The organism is Bradyrhizobium sp. SZCCHNPS1003, assembly GCF_032381555.1.
Classification (GTDB): Bacteria; Pseudomonadota; Alphaproteobacteria; order Rhizobiales; family Xanthobacteraceae; genus Bradyrhizobium.
Genome location: NZ_JAUHIU010000007.1, coordinates 125,294 through 142,123, shown reverse-complemented (window position 1 = coordinate 142,123; position 16,830 = coordinate 125,294). Strand labels below are relative to the sequence as shown.

Genomic DNA, 16,830 nt, shown 5'->3' with positions numbered 1-16,830 from the left:
CATGGCTGACGCAAAGATCATCCTGCGCGACACGGCTGCGGTGAGCGCGTCCCCGGCCGAGGTCGAGCGCAAGCTCAGCATGCTCGAGCTGCTGTGGAACGACGGCTTCGTGCGCAAGACCCTGATCATCGTCGTGCTCGCCGCGATCTGGCAGGCCTACGGCAGCTATCTCGACAATCCGCTGTTGTTCCCGCCCTTCTCCGACACCATCGCTGCGCTCTGGGAGAAGGTGCGCGACGGCACCATTCCGATGCGCGCCTGGACCTCGCTGAAGGTGCTGTTCATGGGCTATGCCGCCGGCATTACGCTGGCGGCCATCCTGACCGTGCTCGCGATATCGACCCGCATCGGCACCGATTTCCTCGAGACCGTCACGGCGATGTTCAACCCGCTGCCGGCGATTGCGCTGCTGCCGCTGGCGCTGATCTGGTTTGGGCTCGGCAGCGGCAGCCTCGTCTTCGTGCTGATCCATTCGGTGCTGTGGCCGGTCGCGCTCAACACCCATTCCGGCTTCAAGAGCGTCTCCAACACGCTGCGCATGGTCGGACGCAATTACGGCCTCAATGGCTTCTCCTACGTGATCCGCATCCTGATCCCCGCGGCGTTCGGCGCCATCCTCACCGGCCTCAAGATCGGCTGGGCGTTTGCGTGGCGCACCCTGATCGCGGCCGAGCTGGTGTTCGGCGTGTCCTCGGGTCAGGGCGGCCTCGGCTGGTTCATCTTCGAGAATCGCAACCTGCTGGAGATTCCGGCCGTGTTCGCCGGCCTCTTGACCGTGATCGTGATCGGCCTCGTGGTCGAGAACCTGGTCTTCCGCACCATCGAGCGCAAGACCGTGCTGACCTGGGGGACCCAATCATGAGCGAGCGCAAGCAACCCGATCAGCTGCGCAGCGCGCGCTGGTTCGCGCCCGACGATCTCCGCTCCTTCGGCCATCGCTCGCGCGTGATGCAGATGGGCTATGCCCAGGAGGAGTGGAAGGGCCGCCCGGTCATCGCCATCGTCAACACCTGGTCCGACGCCCAGCCCTGCCACATGCACTTCAAGCAGCGGGTCGACGACGTCAAGCGCGGCGTGCTGATGGCCGGTGGCTTCCCGATCGAGCTGCCGGCGCTGTCGCTGTCGGAGTCGCTGTTGAAGCCGACCACGATGCTCTATCGCAACATGCTGGCGATGGACGTCGAGGAACTGCTGCGCAGCCATCCTGTCGACGGCGTCGTGCTGATGGGCGGTTGCGACAAGACCACGCCGGCGCTGCTGCTCGGCGCCACCAGCATGAACCTGCCGGCGATCTATCTCCCCGCAGGACCGATGCTGCGCGGCAATTGGAAGGGCAAGACGCTCGGCTCGGGCTCAGACGCCTGGAAGTATTGGGACGAGCGGCGCGCCGGAAAACTGTCGGATACCGATTGGAACGCGATGGAGGCCGGCATCGCGCGCAGCCATGGCACCTGCATGACCATGGGCACGGCCTCGACCATGACCGCGATTGCCGAGGCCATCGGCATGACCTTGCCCGGCGCCTCGTCGATTCCCGCCGCCGATGCCGAGCACATCCGCATGAGCTCGGAGTGCGGCCGCCGCGTCGTCGAGATGGTGTGGGAGGACCTGACGCCGTCGAAGATTCAGACGCGGCCAGCGTTCGAGAATGCGATCGCGGTCGCGATGGCGATGGGCTGCTCGACCAACGCGATCATTCATGTGATCGCGCAGGCACGCCGTGCGGGCGCCGATATCGGCCTCAACGATTTCGAGGCGGCCAGCCGCAAGGTGCCGGTGCTCGCCAATGTCCGGCCGAGCGGCGACACCTACCTGATGGAGGACTTCTACTACGCCGGCGGGCTGCCTGGCCTGATGAGCCGGATGAAGGAGCATCTCCATCTCGACTGCCTTACCGTCAACGGCCGCACGCTGGGCGACAACATCGCGAGCGCCGGCGTCTACAATGACGATGTGATCCGTCCGCAATCCAACCCGATCTACCGCGAGGGCGCGCTCGCCGTGCTCAAGGGCAACCTCGCGCCGGACGGCTGCGTCATCAAGCCCTCCGCCTGCGAGCCGCGCTTCCTCAGGCACACCGGCCCGGCACTGGTGTTCGACGACTATCCCTCGATGAAGAAGGCGATCGACGATCCCGAGCTCGACGTCACTGCCGACCACGTGCTGATCCTGCGCAATGCCGGGCCGCAGGGCGGGCCGGGCATGCCCGAATGGGGCATGCTGCCGATCCCGACCAAGCTGGTGAAGCAGGGCGTGCGCGACATGGTGCGGCTGTCGGACGCACGCATGAGCGGCACCAGCTATGGCGCCTGCATCCTGCACGTCGCGCCGGAGGCCTATGTCGGCGGTCCCCTGGCGCTGGTGAAGAACGGCGACCGCATCACGCTCGACGTCGCCGCGCGCACAATCAATCTTGATGTGCCTGAGGACGAATTGGCGCGCCGTCGCGCCGCCTGGACACCGCCAACGCCGCGCTTCGAGCGTGGCTATGGCTGGATGTTCGCCCGCCATATCAAGCAGGCCAATGACGGCTGTGATTTCGACTTCCTCGAGACCGGCTTCGGTGCGCCCGTGGGCGAGCCGGTGATCTACTAACTCCACAGTCGTTCTGGGGCGGGCGAAGCCTGACCCCGGAACCTCGAGATTTGCGACTCTGACTATCACCGCGACAAAGGTGCGCTCCCTCCCCCCTTGCGGGGGAGGGTCGGGGAGGGGGGTACCCCAAGCGACACCGTTGATGAGGACCCCCACCCCCTACCCCTCCCCGCAAGGGGGAGGGGAGAACGACGAGCACCGCATGACCAAACTCAGCGACACCACCCGCAACAAGCTCAAGACCGTCTCGACCGCGACCGTCGCCACCGCGCTGTTCAAGCGCGGCCTGCGCATCCAATGCATCCAGAACGTCCACCCGCTCAATCCGGACGCGCCGACCATGGTCGGCGAGGCCTTCACCCTGCGCTATATCCCGGCGCGCGAGGACCTCAACACCATCGAGGTGTTTCGCGACCGTGCCCATCCGCAGCGCAAGGCCGTGGAGGAATGCCCGCCCGGTGCGGTGCTGGTGATGGATAGCCGCAAGGACGCGCGGGCTGCCTCGGCCGGCGCGATCCTGGTCAGCCGCCTGCAGCAGCGCGGCGTCGCCGGTGTCGTCACCGATGGCGGGTTTCGCGATGCGGCCGAGATCGCCAAGCTCGGCATTCCCGCCTTCCACCAGCGCCCGAGCGCGCCGACCAATCTCACCCTGCATCATGCGATCGAGATCAACGGCCCGATCGCCTGCGGCGACGCGCCGGTGTTTCCCGGTGACGTCATCCTCGGCGATTCCGACGGCGTCATCGTCATCCCCGCCCATCTCGCCGACGAGATCGCCGAGGAGACGTTCGAGATGACCGCGTTCGAGGATTTCGTCGCCGAGCAGGTCGCCCAGGGACGCTCGATCCTCGGCCTCTATCCGGCCACTGATCCGCAGACCCCCGCCGATTTCGCGGCGTGGCGCGCGAAGAACGGCAGGTAGCCGGCCACACACTCCGCTGTCGTCCCGGCCTCGAGCCGGGACCCATAAACACAGGCGGATGTGACTACGAAGAAAGTAGCTCCAGCCTGCCCAACAACCGGGGACGGTGGTTATGGGTCCCTGCGTTCGCAGGGACGGCACTGTTGGTCGGGCGAGATCCCGCTACACATCTCGCTGTTGCTGTCAGTCGCCGCGCTCACGCGCTTCTATCCGCCAAGCCCACCGCCCACAGCGCGAACGCATAGACGATCGCGACTTCGTCGAGGCGGTTGAAGCGGCCGGAGGCGCCGCCGTGGCCGGCGCCCATGTTGGTGCGCAGCACGACAGGGCCGCCACCGGTCATCGTCGCGCGCAGCCGGGCGATCCACTTCGCCGGCTCCCAATAGGTGACGCGCGGGTCGGTGAGACCGGCCATCGCGAGGATCGCGGGATACTCCTTGGCGGCGACGTTGTCGTAGGGCGAGTAGGACAGGATGGTGCGGAAGTCCGTCTCGCTCTCGATCGGGTTGCCCCATTCGGGCCATTCCGGCGGCGTCAGCGGCAGGCTGTCGTCGAGCATGGTATTGAGCACGTCGACGAACGGCACCTCGGCGACGATGCCGGCGAACAGCTCGCCCGCGCGGTTGGCGACCGCGCCCATCAGCATGCCGCCGGCGCTGCCGCCATGGCCGACGATGCGTTTCGCGCTGGTGTAGTTGGCCGCGATCAGCGCCCGCGCACAGGCTGAGAAATCGTCAAAGCTGTTGGTCTTCTTCTCGCGCTTGCCGTCGAGGTACCAGCCCCAGCCCTTGTCGGTGCCGCCGCGGATATGGGCGATGGCATAGACGAAGCCGCGGTCGACCAGCGACAGCCGGTTGGCCGAGAACGACGCCGGCATCGCATGGCCGTAGGAGCCGTAGCCGTAGAGCAGCAGCGGCGCTGACCCGTCGGCCTTGAAGTCGCGCCGGTGCAGCAGCGACACCGGCACCTCGGCGCCATCCTGGGCCTTGGCCATGATGCGCGTGGTGACGTAGTCGGCCGGATTGTGCCCTGACGGAATCTCCTGGCGCTTGCGCAAGGTTTTCGCGCGCGTCACCATGTCGTAGTCCCACACTTCCGACGGCGTCGTCATCGACGAATAGGCAAAGCGCAGGTTGGTGGTGTCGAACTCGTAGGAGCCCATCGCATCGAGCGAATAGGCGCCCTCGTCGAAGGCGATCGCGTGTTCCTCGCCGGATTTCAGGTCTCTGATCACGATCGACGGCAGCGCATTGGCGCGCTCCAGCCGCACCAGATGGCCGGCATAGAGATCGTGGTCGAGCACATAGATGCCGGCGCGATGCGGAATGAGGTCGCGCCAGTTGGTGCGCTCGGGCGCGGCCAGCGGCGCGGTCGCGATCTTGAAGTCGATCGCGCCGTCGGCATTGGTGAGAATGAACAGCTCGTCGCCGCGATCGGCGATCGAATATTGCACGCCGTTCTCGCGCGCGGCGACCAGACGCGGCGGCGCATCGGGATCATCGAGATCGATCAGCCGCTGCTCCGAGGTCTCATGGTCGCCCCCGGCAATCACGCAGAACCGGCCGGAGGTCGACTCGTGCACATGGGTGAACCAGCCGGTGTCCTTCTCCTCATAGACCAGCAAATCGTCTGATTGGTTGGTGCCGAGCTTGTGCCGCCACACCTGCATCGGGCGGTGATTGTCGTCGAGCTTGACGTAGAAGAAGCTCTTGCAGTCACGCGACCACACCACGCCGCCGTCGGTCTCCTCGACGAGATCGACGAGATCGTTTCCACCGTCCCAGTCGCGGACGCGGATCGTGAAATATTCCGAGCCCTTGGTGTCGGCGCTCCAGGCGGCCAGCTTGTGGTCGTGCGAATGCCGGCTGCCGCCGAACTTGAAATACTCATGCCCGCGCGCCAGCGCATCGCCGTCGAGCCCGATGGTCTCCGCCCCGCCGTTGCGCGGCGTGCGGCAGAACAGCTCGTGCTGGCCGCCCTCGCGGTACTTTCGGAAGTAGGCGTAGGGCCCGTCCGGCGATGGCACCGAGGAATCGTCCTCCTTGATGCGGCCGCGCATCTCCGCGACGAGCTTCTTCTGCAGCGGTGCGGTGTGGCCGAGCACGGATTCCGCATAGGCGTTCTCGGCCTCGAGATAGGCGCGGATGTCGGCGTCGAGCAGCGACGGATCGTGCAGCACCTCCTGCCATCGCGCATCCTTCAGCCAAGCATAATCGTCGCTCACGGTGATGCCGTGGCGGGTGAAGGAATAAGGGCGGCGCGGCGCCACCGGCGCACTTGTGCTGCTGTCGGTCATGTCGTCCTTTACGGGGTCACGCTCTCGCCGAGCCATTGGATCGCGGCGTCGAGGCCGCCGCGGCCATGCGGAATCTTCAACGCCACCAGCGCCATTTCGATCACACCGAGCGTGCCCAGCACCATCGGCGCGTTGACATGGCCCATATGGGCGATGCGGAACGCCTGGCCCTGGAGGTCGCCGATCCCGGTGCCGAGCACGACGCCGCACTGCTCCTTGCAGTAGGTCTGCAGTACGGCCGGATCATAGCCGCCGCCGACCAGCACCGTGGTCACGGTGTTGGAACGCTCCGCGGCGTCTGCGATATTGAAGCCGATCACCTGGCCCTCGCTCCACTTCGCCACCGCGCGGCGCACGGCCTCGCCGAGCAGGGCATGGCGGCGGAACGCATGCGGCAGCCCTTCCGCGAACAGCATGTCCATGGCCTGGCGCAGCGCGAACAGCAGATGCACCGGCGCGGTGCCGCCATATTTGCGATAGTGCTCGGCGCCCTCCCGCTCACTCCAGTCCCAATAGGGCGTGCGCATGTTGGCGCGCTTATGCGCCTCGAGCGCGCGGTCGTTGGCCGCGACGAAGCCGAGGCCGGGCGGCGTCATCAGGCCCTTCTGCGAGCCGGACATCGCGACGTCGATGCCCCAGACATCCATCTCGAACGGCATGCAGCCGAGCGAGGCGACGGTGTCGACCATATAGAGCGCCGGATGGCCCGCGGCCTTGATGGCGCGGCCGATCGCCTCGACATCGTTGACGACGCCCGAGGCGGTGTCGATCTGCGCCACCACGATGGCCTTGATGGTGTGCTCCTTGTCGGCGCGCAGCCGCGCCTCGACCTCGGCCGGGCGCACCGCGCGGCGCCAGTCGCCCCTGAGAACCTCGACCTCGGCGCCCATCGCGCGCGCCGCATGGCCCCAGCCGATCGCGAAGCGGCCGCTCTCCAGCACCAGCAGCTTGTCGCCGCGCGACAGCACGTTGGAGAGCACGGCCTCCCAGGCGCCATGGCCGTTGGCGATGTAGATGTAGGTCTTGCCCTTGGTCGCGAACAGGCGGCCGAGATCGGACATGATGCCGTCGGTCAGCTCGACCATCTGCTTGGAGTAGATGTCGAGCGCCGGGCGGTGCATCGCCTGCAGCACCTCGTCGGGCATCGTGGTGGGTCCCGGGATGGCCAGAAACTCCCGGCCCGCGCGAACGGTCATTGTCAGTGTCCTCGGCGATGTGGTTTGGCGGTTGAGGGTGGTGGCGGGCTCTCGCACACGGCTGGCCCATGGTCGTTTTACGTGGCGCGGCGCATTAAGAAAAGCCGGAGAAGCCGGGGGGCTGGCATGCCCCGGCGGGCCGGCGCGTCAGGCCGTCAGCGCCTCGTCTCGCGGCAGCCGGCGGCCTCGGCCTCCTCGACCGAGCAGAACCAGCGCGTGCCCTTGGCGACGTGCATCTTGATCTGAGCGTACCAACGGCTCTTCGGCGTGTGATAGATGCACTCGCCGGCGCCGTTGACGTTGCCCTTGATGGTGCAGTCGGGCGACGGCGCGACCGGTCCCGAGGCCGAGGCGAGCAGGATGGCTTTCGCGCTGTCCGGTGGCTTGGTGGCGCCGAGGATCGTGGTCTTCTTGTTGCGCACGCGCCAGTCCCACGGCGCGATGAATGCGCCCTGCCACATGCCGGCCTTGGCGGCCCGCGCCTCGGCCTCGTCGGGCTCGTAATCGTGCGAGATGGTGCGATAGGCCAGCGCCCAACCGCTGCGCACCAGCCATTTCTGGATGTCCTCGCCGTCGACGTCGCAGCGCGCGACCTGGCGACCGCGGCGATCGATCGAACGCGGATGACAGGTCCAGCTCTTGCCGTCGGCGTGCTTGATCAGTTCGTCACGCGCCGCCACGCCGCAGGTCCAGCGCTCGCCGTTCTTGTTCAGGCAGAGCTGATCGACGGCGGGCGCGTCGATGCCGCCGAGCCGGATGCGCGTCGTGCCGATCAGCACGCTGTCGGCCTCGCGGACCTTGGCGGGACCGGTGATGTCGGCGGCATGGACGAGCGCCGGGGCGAGCGTGAGCAGGAGAAGAAGTGCTGGCTTCATCGACATGAACGGGCGCGGATCGTCCTTGGGGAGGGCTGGGGCAATTGTGCGGCGGATCGCCCGGTTGTTCCAGCGCCGTGATTGCCTGACCTGCTCAACTTCACGCGATGGTGGGGACGTTTCGACTCGAGCTATCACAACAACGGTGGTGCGCTCCCCTCCCCCTTGCGGGGAGGGGTCGGGAGTGGGGGTCCGCGGGCGCTGAACTCAGCTGTTGTGCGAGATCGTGCCAAGGCTTTCGGCTACGGTCCTTGCGAAGGGGAGTGAAACACACAGATCCTCAGCGGCACACGCTGGCATCAGTCAGAGCGCGACTCGCTGACCGGTATGAACCGGGCTGAGTCCTGACAATTCAGACCGGGTTGATTCCTGACAGGCAAGCTTCGTCCGATTCGAAGGAGGATCGGTCGATGCCTTTCAGGGAGAGCAGTCCTGTGGAGCAGCGTATCGGGTTGTTTCGGGAGTACGACACGGGAGCTTTTTCGGTGACGGAGCTGTGCGCGCGGCACGGCATCAGCCGGGAGACGTTCTACGTTTGGGAGCGCCGCCGCGCGAGCGGGGATCCGCAGTGGTTCGAGGAGAAGAGCCACGCCGTGCAGAACTGCCCGCACGCCACAGCGGACCGGCTGGCACGGCGCATCATCGCAACACGACGACGGTTTCCGCATTTTGGCCCCAAGAAGATCAAGGCCTGGCTCGCGCGCGAGCGGCCGGAGGTCGACTGGCCGGCGGCCTCGACGATCGGCGACCTCCTGAAGCGTGAAGGCCTGGTCGAAGCGCGGCCACGCCGACGTCGGGCGATCGCGCAAGGCGAGCTGATCACGCCGGCGGAGGGCCCCAATGACGAGTGGGCGATCGACTTCAAAGGCTGGTTCCGCACTGGCGATGGCACGCGCTGCGATCCGCTCACCATCACCGATGCGGCGAGCCGCTATCTCATCGAGGTGCGCATTGTCGATCCGACCTGGGCTGGCGTGAAGGGCGCTCTGGAGCGCGTTTTCAAGGATATCGGCCTTCCCGACGCGATCCGCTCCGACAATGGAGTACCGTTCGGATCGACGGGAGCTGGCGGCCTTTCGGCGCTCTCGGTGTGGTGGCTCAAGCTCGGCATCGAGCCACGCTACATCCCACCAGCGAGCCCGCAGGACAACGGCCGGCACGAGCGCATGCACCGCACGCTGAAGGCCGAGACGTCGAAGCCACCGGCAGACACGGCCGCCGAGCAGCAGCGACGCTTCGACGCCTTTCGCCGCCACTTCAACGAGGAGCGGCCGCACGAGGCGCTCGACCAGGTGGCCCCCGTCAAGCTCTGGCGCAGGCCGGTGCGCTTCATGCCAGACCGTCTCGATGATCCCTGGTACGACGCCGATCACGAGGTCCGCCGCGTGCGTCCCACCGGGGACATCAAATGGCAAGGCGAGCACGTCTTCGTTGGCGAAGCGCTCGCCGGCGAACTCATCGGCCTCGCCAAGCACGATACCGGCGGCCACATCGTCCGCTTCTGGGGCCGAGACCTCGGGCTGATCGACCGCGACCGCCGTTTCCTGCGCTTTGCTCCGCCGCGTGCGCGGCTCCGCGTCGCGCAGGAAACGGCGGAGACAACACAGCAGTGATCGAATAGTGTCAGGGATCAGCCCGGTCCAAAATGTCAGGGATCAACCCGGTCGGTCAACCCCCACCCCCACCCCCGACCCCTCCCCGCAAGGGGGAGGGGAGTGGACCGACATCGGCGACACAGCTTCGGCCTCACCGCACCACGACCCTTCGCGCCAGCGCCAGGCCCATCAGCACGAAGGCGGATGTCACCTCGGGGCCGCCGACCAGGATGCGGGTCGGGGTCTTCATCTTGTTCCATTCATAGGCGCGGTACGGATGCCGCCGGCCGCCCTCGCCGAACGACGTCACGATGCAATGCACCGCGGGCGCGAAGCTCGCCGCAGCGCCGCCGAGATGTCCAAGCGCGATCAGCGCCAGCGCGGCGTCGAACGGGTTCATCTCGCGGCCGATCAGCTCGTCCTCGACATAGCCGAGCACGCGCAGACGAATGAGCTCGAACGCGCCGTCGGGATCGATCGCCCGCCGCGCGGCGGGCGGCAGTGCCATGAAGGCGTGGTAGCAGCGGCCGAAATAGGCGCAATACAGCTCCGGCAGATAATAGATGTGCGCGCGCGGGTCGGCGAACGCGCCGCTCAGAACCAGCCGCTGCTGGAAGCCGACGATTCGCCTGACGACGTCGAGCCGGGCTTGCGTCTCCAGGACCTGCCAGCGCCCGAGATTGCGGAACGACACTTCGAGCACGTCGAGATTCAGCGTCGGATCGAGATCATTGCCGTAGGGCCGCTCGCCGGCCAGACTGTCGATCCAGGTCGCGACGCCGCCTTCATAGTCGATGTTGTCGTTGATCGGCACCGTCACGCGCGGCTCGTTGCCGCCGGCGCGCACCTGGTAGCCGGCATAGAAATCCAGCAGCGGCTGGCTCAGCATCGGATCGTCCGAGCCGGCCTGCGTCGCCGCCGAGAACGAGCACGCCGTGGTGTCGCAATCCGGCACGTAGACGCCGAAGCCGAGGTCCTGCTTGATCTGGGTGAAGAAGCGCGAGAAGCGCGGATGCGGCGGCGGCGCCAGCGCGGTGACGACGTCGTAGCTCTTGCCGTCGGCGCCGCGCACCTCCTCGCGGCTGACGGTCAGGCAGAACTCGACCATGGCCGAAATCGCCGTGCGCGCCGCGGTCGTCTGCTCCGACGAGGCGAGGCCCGTCTCCAGATAGCTCAGCAGCGCCTCGGTGAAGAACGCGTCGTAATAGGCCGAGCGGTGGCGGATCTGCACCGGCTCCCACATCGGCTCGGCGATGCCGCGCCACGGCGGATTGATGACGGCCGCCGCCGGCGAGCGCGCGATGAAGACGCGGGCGAGGTTGAACAGCAATGTCGAGTTCTTGTAGCCGCGCGCGTCCAGCCCCTGCAGCGCCATCAGCACCTCGCGGCCCTTCATGTCGGGATCGCCGATCAGGTTGAAGGCGGCATAGGTCGGGATGAAGCCATTGCGGCTGAACGAGCCGAGCAGGTCGGCGCCACAGGCCCGGATCACGCGGTCGATCTCGCCTTCCGGCGGCATGGCCGCCGCCGCGGTCCGGCGCGGCGGGGCAGGGTGATGCAAGGCGACGCTGTCGACCAGATCGGCGATCGGGCGGCCGACCTGCTCCCAGTCCGGCGTCGGATTGTCGCGGGCGAGAACCAGCGCGTCCCGCAGCGCATTGAGAACAGCGGGATCGTTCAACTCGGGCAGGCCGGCACGGCGCAGCAATGCGCGCAGCGCGGGGTTCCCCAGCGCGGTCCGGTAGAATTTCGACAGATGCGGGTCGCCGCTGCCGGGCCGGCGCAGGATGGGATCGCAGACCTCGTACAGCGAGGGCCCATCCTTCCGGGCCGTCAGTGCGCGGCAGGCCGCGCCGGCGAAATACTGGAAACTCAAGCGAGGACTCGCGGGTTGTCGGAGGCGGGACGAACGGCATGCGCTGCTCGAAACGCCCGGCAACGGCGCGTCACGCGCATGCATGGGTCAAACTGACACGCTGGACGGCCAAAGACAACGTGACGGCGGTCACGGCGCGAGGCGGATTGGGCGGCAATATGGCTTCCCGGCGGCCCGCCCAGGGCTCTTTGGAGATCGGCGCCATGGTTAAATTTGCGTTTCTCTTCAAGTGCTTGAAAAGTCAAGGCTGTTCCGGTGTTGCTTGGGATGCGGGTTCGGGTTAAGCCTTTCCTCGTTGCGGTGCCGCAAATTGCGCGCAATTCGACGACACATCGTCTCGCAACCCCTCAAACCTCAGAGGCGCCAGCGCGACCAAAGGGTGCGCCCCTTTGGTCACGCTTGGGCAGGCTCGGACCAGGATTGACGTGATGACCGCAAGGCAGCCTTCTCTCTCCCGCCGGTCGGCCGTGATCGCCGCCGCGCTTCTCTGCACGGTGTCGCTCGCCATCGGTGCGCATGCTGCCCTCAACAAGCGTTCGCTCGAGGCGCCCAAGGCGGCAGCCTCCGAGCAGAGCAGCGTGGCGACCGCCAACGGCGCGCGCCTCGCGCTGGTCATCGGCAATGGTCATTACCCCGATGCGAATGCGCCGCTCGTCCAGCCGATCAACGATGCCCGGGCGCTGACTGGCGCGCTGCGCCGCGACGGCTTCGACGTCGATGTCGTCGAGGATGCCAACAAGGACGACATGATCCGCGCGGTCGAGCGCCTCAAGGCCAGGATCAAGCCCGACTCGGTCGTGATGCTGTTCTTCGGCGGCTACGCCATCCAGGCGGGACGCGAGAGCTACATGATCCCGGTCGATGCCAAGATCTGGAAGGAGGCCGACGTGCGCCGCGACGGCACCAGCATCGAGGGCCTGCTCGATACGGTCCGCGAGCAGGGTGCGCGCGCCAAGCTGGTCGTGATCGACGCCGCGCGTCGCAATCCCTATGAGCGCCGCTTCCGCGCCTATTCGCACGGCCTGGCGCCGATCAATGCGCCTGCCAATGCGCTGATCCTGTCGTCGGCGACGCCCGGCAAGGTGCTGGACGATCCGAAGGGCCAGAACAGCGTGCTGGTCGGCGAGCTGCTCAATCAGCTCGGCAAGAGCCCGAGCGCCGAGGCCGTGTTCAACAAGACCCGCAACGCCATCGCGCGCAGCTCCGACGGCGAGCAGGTGCCGACCGTGTCGTCCTCGCTGGTCGAGGACATCCGCTTCAGCGCCGACGTCGCGAACGCCGGCAGCTGAGGCGGCGGTTTTCCATCTCTCGTCCAACGCATCTGACGCTCGGAGCGTCTGCCCCGCTCTCACCAAGCTGACGGTCAGCTCCCCTCCCCCTTGCGGGGAGGGGTTGGGGGTGGGGGTTCGCAGGCGCCGCGCGTCGTTGGCTTGAGCCTTCCCTACAAGGCCGCTTTGGCAGGGATAGCGATTCCCCGCATGGCCCTTGTCCTAGATCGCTGAAGATTTCCCTGGAGCTCGCGCGCTCATCACGTCGAGTGCGACTCGGAGAACCCCCACCCCCGACCCCTCCCCGCAAGGGCTACGGGATGCCCGAAAGCGATTCCAAGCGATTTCTGGATGTGATTCAAAGTTTTCGACCGGTTCGGTGGAGAGCTTTGAATGTCATTTGGCGATATTCGAGTTGCGGAGCGGGCTGACTGGCTGATCGAACGGGTGGCGACAGCAGGCACGCTGGTCTTGCGGAAGTTGGGGGAGACGCGAGCCGGCGAGAAGGCCATTCACCGATTTCTGTCCTCGCACCACGTCTCGGTCGATCGGATCGTCGAGACGCTGGCGGCTCGGACTGCGGCTCAATGCGTGGGACGGCGTATTCTGGCGATCCAGGACACGAGCGAGATCAATTTCTCCGGCCGTGACAAGAAGCGGCGCGGCTTCGGTCCTGGCGGGGACGGAAAAACACCCGGCTTCTTCATCCATCCCGTGATTGCCCTCGACGTCGAGAGCGAGGCGGTGTTGGGACTTGTCGACGCGGAAATCTGGACGCGCTCAGCCGGACGAGTTCCGGCTCGCCGCAAGCGAGCGATCGAGGATAAGGAGTCGATACGCTGGCTGTATGGCTGTCAGGCGGCTGCCGGCGTCTTATCGGAGGCGGCCAGCGTCACGATGGTCGCCGATCGCGAAAGCGACATCTACCCGTTGTTTACGCGTAAGCCGGAAGGGCTCGATCTGATCGTGCGTGCTGCGCAAGATCGCTGCCTGTCCGATGGCAAAATGCTGTTTGCAGCGCTTGCCGAGACGAAGGTGCTGAAAACAAGCCTCGTCAAGGTGGCGCCGCGCGGCCCCGGCGATAAAGGGCGCGGGGCGACCGTCGAGCTTCGCGCCGGAAGCGTGTCTCTTGCCCGGCCACAGAGCCTGAAACGATCAGAGGCCTGCGATGCCATCGAAATGACTTTGATACAGGCGCGTGAGATCGATGCGCCCGCCGGCAAAACACCGTTGTTGTGGCATCTGCTCACGACCCATTCCGTTGCCAGCGCGGCAGATGCCGAACAGATCGTGCAACTCTATCGATTGCGCTGGCGCATCGAACAGGTCTTCCGTGCTCTCAAGAGCGATGGCTTGGCTCTCGACGACAGTCAGGTCATCGATGCCGATCGCATGTTCAATCTCGCGGCGATCGGGCTTGCTGGCGCTATCCGGACCATCCAGCTTGTCGACGCCAGAGACGGCAGTCCCCGTCCCATGAGCGACGTGATCGACCCGGCCTTCAGACCAGCTCTGGGGCACCTATCAAAAACGCTCGAAGGCAAGACCGCGCGGCAGCAGAACCCACATCCTCCCGATTCCCTCGCGTTCGTCGCATGGATCGCGGCACGCCTCGGCGGCTGGAATTGCTACGGTAAACCACCAGGGCCAAAGACAATGCGAGACGGCTGGGATCGTCTCGCTGCAATGCTTGAAGGCTATCTACTTGCAACCCAAAGCATAAAACCGGGAATCCCGTAGCCCGCAAGGGGGAGGGGAGCGGACCGCGTCTGGCGCGGTCTCCCCGCTATGTCCCGCAGGACTCGGCCGTGTCCGTCAATTGCTCGCCATCACCGGCCGCACCGGGTCGCCTTCGCGCAGCAGCGCGCCGGCGCGGGTGACCACGACGTCGCCCTCGGCCAGGCCGTCGCGGATCTCGACCTGGCCGCCGGCCATCAGGCCGATCTCGACCCGCTTGGTCTCGATGCGCTGGGCGCGGACCACCTGCACCACCGTGCCGTCCGGGTCGTACAGCACGGCGGTCAGCGGCACCGCGACGCCGCAGCTCTGGCCGATCTTGATCACGGCGCGCCCGAACGAATTCACCAGCAGCCGCGCCGTGCCGTTGATGCCGATGAAGGCCTGGCCGAGCTGGCTGTTCGGCTCGACGGTCGGCGCGACCCTTCGAATCTTGCCTTCGACCTCGCCGGCCCCGACGATGCGGATCCGCGCCGTCTGGTTGACCGCGAGCTTGGCGAGCTGCGCGCTCGGCACCAGGCCGACGAGATCATATTCGTTGCGGGCGAGAATGGAGAACAGCGCCTCGCCGCGACCGGAGGCAAACGCGCCGATGGTGGCGCTCGACGACAGGATGGTGCCCGCCACCGGCGCCTGGATCATGATCGTGCCGCCCTCCGGCGGCGTCAGCCGCGCCAGGTTCTGTCCGGCCGTGACGGTGTCGCCGGCATCGACCAGCACCTCCGCGACCTTCAGTCCGGGACGGTCGGGCCTGACCGCGGTCTCGTCGCGCGCCAGCACCATGCCGGACACCTCGACGGTGTTGTCGAAGCAGGCCTTGGTCGCCTTGAGCACGCTGACCGCGGCGCCCCTCGGCGCGGTGTCCTCGGCCGCCGCCGCAGCCTGGATCATCGCCAGCAGGCCGGCGGCGGCGAGCATCGGCATCCGGCGCATCGTGGCGGCAATTGCGGCATGTCCCATGCGAAACCGATCCTCGCGAAAACCCATTCATTCAACGGCCGTGGTCGAGATAGCAGACGCGCCGCCGCCGGGCCAGCCGACCCGCGTCCCTGGTAGTCGCGCCAGGACGCCGCGACGTTCAGCCGACGCCCCCCGAACTTCTCGGCAGCGTCCACGTTGACGCTGCCGATGTCAGCCATCTCCACTTGAGACTCACGCTCATGCTTCGGCCCTGGATACCGCTTCTGCTCTGCGCCGTCGTCGTCACGCCTGCGGTCTCCGCCGAGCTCACCGCCGACGCCGTCAACGGTGCCGAGCTGCGCAAGCGGCCGCCGGCCGAGGAGAAGATGGACCCAGTGGCGATCCGCGCCCAGGTGCTGCTCGATCGCGCGCGCGTCTCGCCGGGCGAGATCGACGGCCGCTTCGGCGACAATGCGCGCAAGGCGCTCGCCGCGTTCGCGCGCGCCAAGGGGCTTGCGGGCGATCAGGGCCTTGCCGGTGATGCGAAGCTGACGCCCGAGCTGTGGGATGCGTTGCTGCGCGGCGACCAGGCGCCTGCCATCGTCTCCTACACGATCACCCGCGACGATGTGAAAGGGCCGTTCCTGAAGAAGCTGCCGCATCACATGGAGGACATGAAGGACCTGCCGGCGCTCGGCTACACCTCGCCGCGCGAGGCGCTGGCCGAGAAATTCCACATGAGCGAAGCGCTGCTGTCGGCGCTCAATCCGAAGGCCGGCTTCGACAAGGAGGGCGAGCAGATCTCCGTCGCCAATGTGATGAAGCCGGACGACGCCGCGCCGAAAATCATGCGGCTCGACATCAGCAAGGACGCCGGCACCGTGCAGGCGTTCGACCGGGACGGCAAGCTGGTGGCGGTATTTCCCGCCACGGTCGGCAGCGAAGAGAAGCCGACGCCGGTCGGCAGCTTCAAGGTGATCTCGATCGATGCCAACCCGAACTACCGCTATAACCCCGACTACAAGTTCAAGGGTGTGAAGGCGCGCAAGCCGTTCACCATCAAGCCCGGCCCCAACAACCCGGTCGGCGCCTATTGGATCGGCCTGTCGGTCGGCATCGGCTACGGCATCCACGGCACCGCCGAGCCGTCCAAGGTCGGCAAGTCGGAGTCGCATGGCTGCGTGCGGCTGACCAATTGGGACGTGCGATTCCTTGGCGACCACCTGGCGAAGAAGGCGAAGGTGGAGCTGCATTGAATGTTCACAATCATTCCGGGGCGGTTGGATTGCTTCGTCGCTTCGCTCCTCGCAATGACGGAGCACGTCAATCTGCATCTGCGCGTAGCGGCCGATTTATCCAGTCATCTCAACTTGATCTGCCCTGTCCAGATGTTCGGTAAAAAAGAAATCGCTTGCGCCGTCGGGCAAATCGGGTGGAGATTTACGCCCGTCCCGCCTCGTTGAAGAGGGGCGCTTTCGCGAACGTCACGACGCGTTGGGGTGGGATGCGATGGCCGCGATGTGGTGCAGCGTGCTCGGCACGCCGACGTACGCCATGCCGCGGACGGTGA

Annotated in this window: 12 protein-coding genes; 7 read left to right on the top strand and 5 right to left on the bottom strand. The window is 66.6% G+C overall.

Features of this window, described 5'->3' with window-relative positions; all coding sequences use genetic code 11:
- The first annotated feature begins 1 nt into the window (after position 1).
- From QX126_RS13305 to QX126_RS13295, 3 genes are all read left to right on the top strand, one after another.
- Positions 2 to 862: an ABC transporter permease gene (locus QX126_RS13305; protein ID WP_315781496.1), complete on the top strand. Its 861-nt coding sequence runs from the start codon at positions 2 to 4 to the stop codon at positions 860 to 862.
- A complete protein-coding gene (araD, locus tag QX126_RS13300; RefSeq protein ID WP_315781493.1) occupies positions 859 to 2,595 on the top strand; it encodes an L-arabinonate dehydratase in 1,737 nt (578 codons plus the stop codon). The genes QX126_RS13305 and araD overlap by 4 nt, the downstream gene beginning before the upstream one ends.
- A gap of 202 nt (positions 2,596 to 2,797) precedes the next feature.
- Entirely contained in the window at positions 2,798 to 3,517 is a 720-nt protein-coding gene (locus tag QX126_RS13295) for a ribonuclease activity regulator RraA (protein ID WP_315781490.1), read from the top strand.
- Positions 3,518 to 3,713: 196 nt separating this feature from the next.
- Here the strand turns inward: QX126_RS13295 and QX126_RS13290 are convergent, their stop codons facing one another.
- The 3 genes from QX126_RS13290 to QX126_RS13280 all read right to left on the bottom strand — a co-directional run bounded on the left by QX126_RS13290 (position 3,714) and on the right by QX126_RS13280 (position 7,890).
- Entirely contained in the window at positions 3,714 to 5,813 is a 2,100-nt protein-coding gene (locus tag QX126_RS13290; protein WP_315781486.1) for a S9 family peptidase, read from the bottom strand.
- Between the two features lie 8 nt (positions 5,814 to 5,821).
- Positions 5,822 to 7,009: a pyridoxal-phosphate-dependent aminotransferase family protein gene (locus QX126_RS13285; RefSeq protein WP_315781483.1), complete on the bottom strand. Its 1,188-nt coding sequence runs from the start codon at positions 7,007 to 7,009 to the stop codon at positions 5,822 to 5,824.
- A 155-nt stretch (positions 7,010 to 7,164) separates the two neighbouring features.
- Positions 7,165 to 7,890 carry a thermonuclease family protein gene (locus QX126_RS13280; protein ID WP_315781480.1) on the bottom strand — a complete coding sequence of 242 codons (726 nt, stop codon included), beginning with the start codon at positions 7,888 to 7,890 and terminating at the stop codon, positions 7,165 to 7,167.
- A 479-nt stretch (positions 7,891 to 8,369) separates the two neighbouring features.
- Here QX126_RS13280 and QX126_RS13275 point away from each other — a divergent pair, with 479 nt between their 5' ends.
- Positions 8,370 to 9,497 carry an integrase core domain-containing protein gene (locus QX126_RS13275; RefSeq protein ID WP_409998081.1) on the top strand — a complete coding sequence of 376 codons (1,128 nt, stop codon included), beginning with the start codon at positions 8,370 to 8,372 and terminating at the stop codon, positions 9,495 to 9,497.
- A 133-nt stretch (positions 9,498 to 9,630) separates the two neighbouring features.
- Here the strand turns inward: QX126_RS13275 and QX126_RS13270 are convergent, their stop codons facing one another.
- Positions 9,631 to 11,355 (bottom strand): hypothetical protein, encoded by a 1,725-nt coding sequence (locus QX126_RS13270; protein WP_315781478.1) that lies wholly within the window; start codon positions 11,353 to 11,355, stop codon positions 9,631 to 9,633.
- A gap of 428 nt (positions 11,356 to 11,783) precedes the next feature.
- Between QX126_RS13270 and QX126_RS13265 the strand changes: the two genes are divergently transcribed.
- Positions 11,784 to 12,644 (top strand): caspase family protein, encoded by an 861-nt coding sequence (locus QX126_RS13265; protein ID WP_315781475.1) that lies wholly within the window; start codon positions 11,784 to 11,786, stop codon positions 12,642 to 12,644.
- A 372-nt stretch (positions 12,645 to 13,016) separates the two neighbouring features.
- Positions 13,017 to 14,363, top strand: coding sequence for an IS4 family transposase (locus tag QX126_RS13260; RefSeq protein WP_315781472.1), 1,347 nt, complete (start codon positions 13,017 to 13,019; stop codon positions 14,361 to 14,363).
- Between the two features lie 75 nt (positions 14,364 to 14,438).
- Here the strand turns inward: QX126_RS13260 and QX126_RS13255 are convergent, their stop codons facing one another.
- Positions 14,439 to 15,320 carry an efflux RND transporter periplasmic adaptor subunit gene (locus QX126_RS13255; protein ID WP_315740774.1) on the bottom strand — a complete coding sequence of 294 codons (882 nt, stop codon included), beginning with the start codon at positions 15,318 to 15,320 and terminating at the stop codon, positions 14,439 to 14,441.
- Between the two features lie 200 nt (positions 15,321 to 15,520).
- On the opposite strand from QX126_RS13255, the gene QX126_RS13250 reads away from it, so the two are divergent.
- On the top strand, positions 15,521 to 16,516 hold the full coding sequence (locus QX126_RS13250) for a L,D-transpeptidase family protein (protein ID WP_315781469.1): 996 nt from the start codon (positions 15,521 to 15,523) through the stop codon (positions 16,514 to 16,516).
- The last annotated feature ends 314 nt before the right edge of the window (positions 16,517 to 16,830 follow it).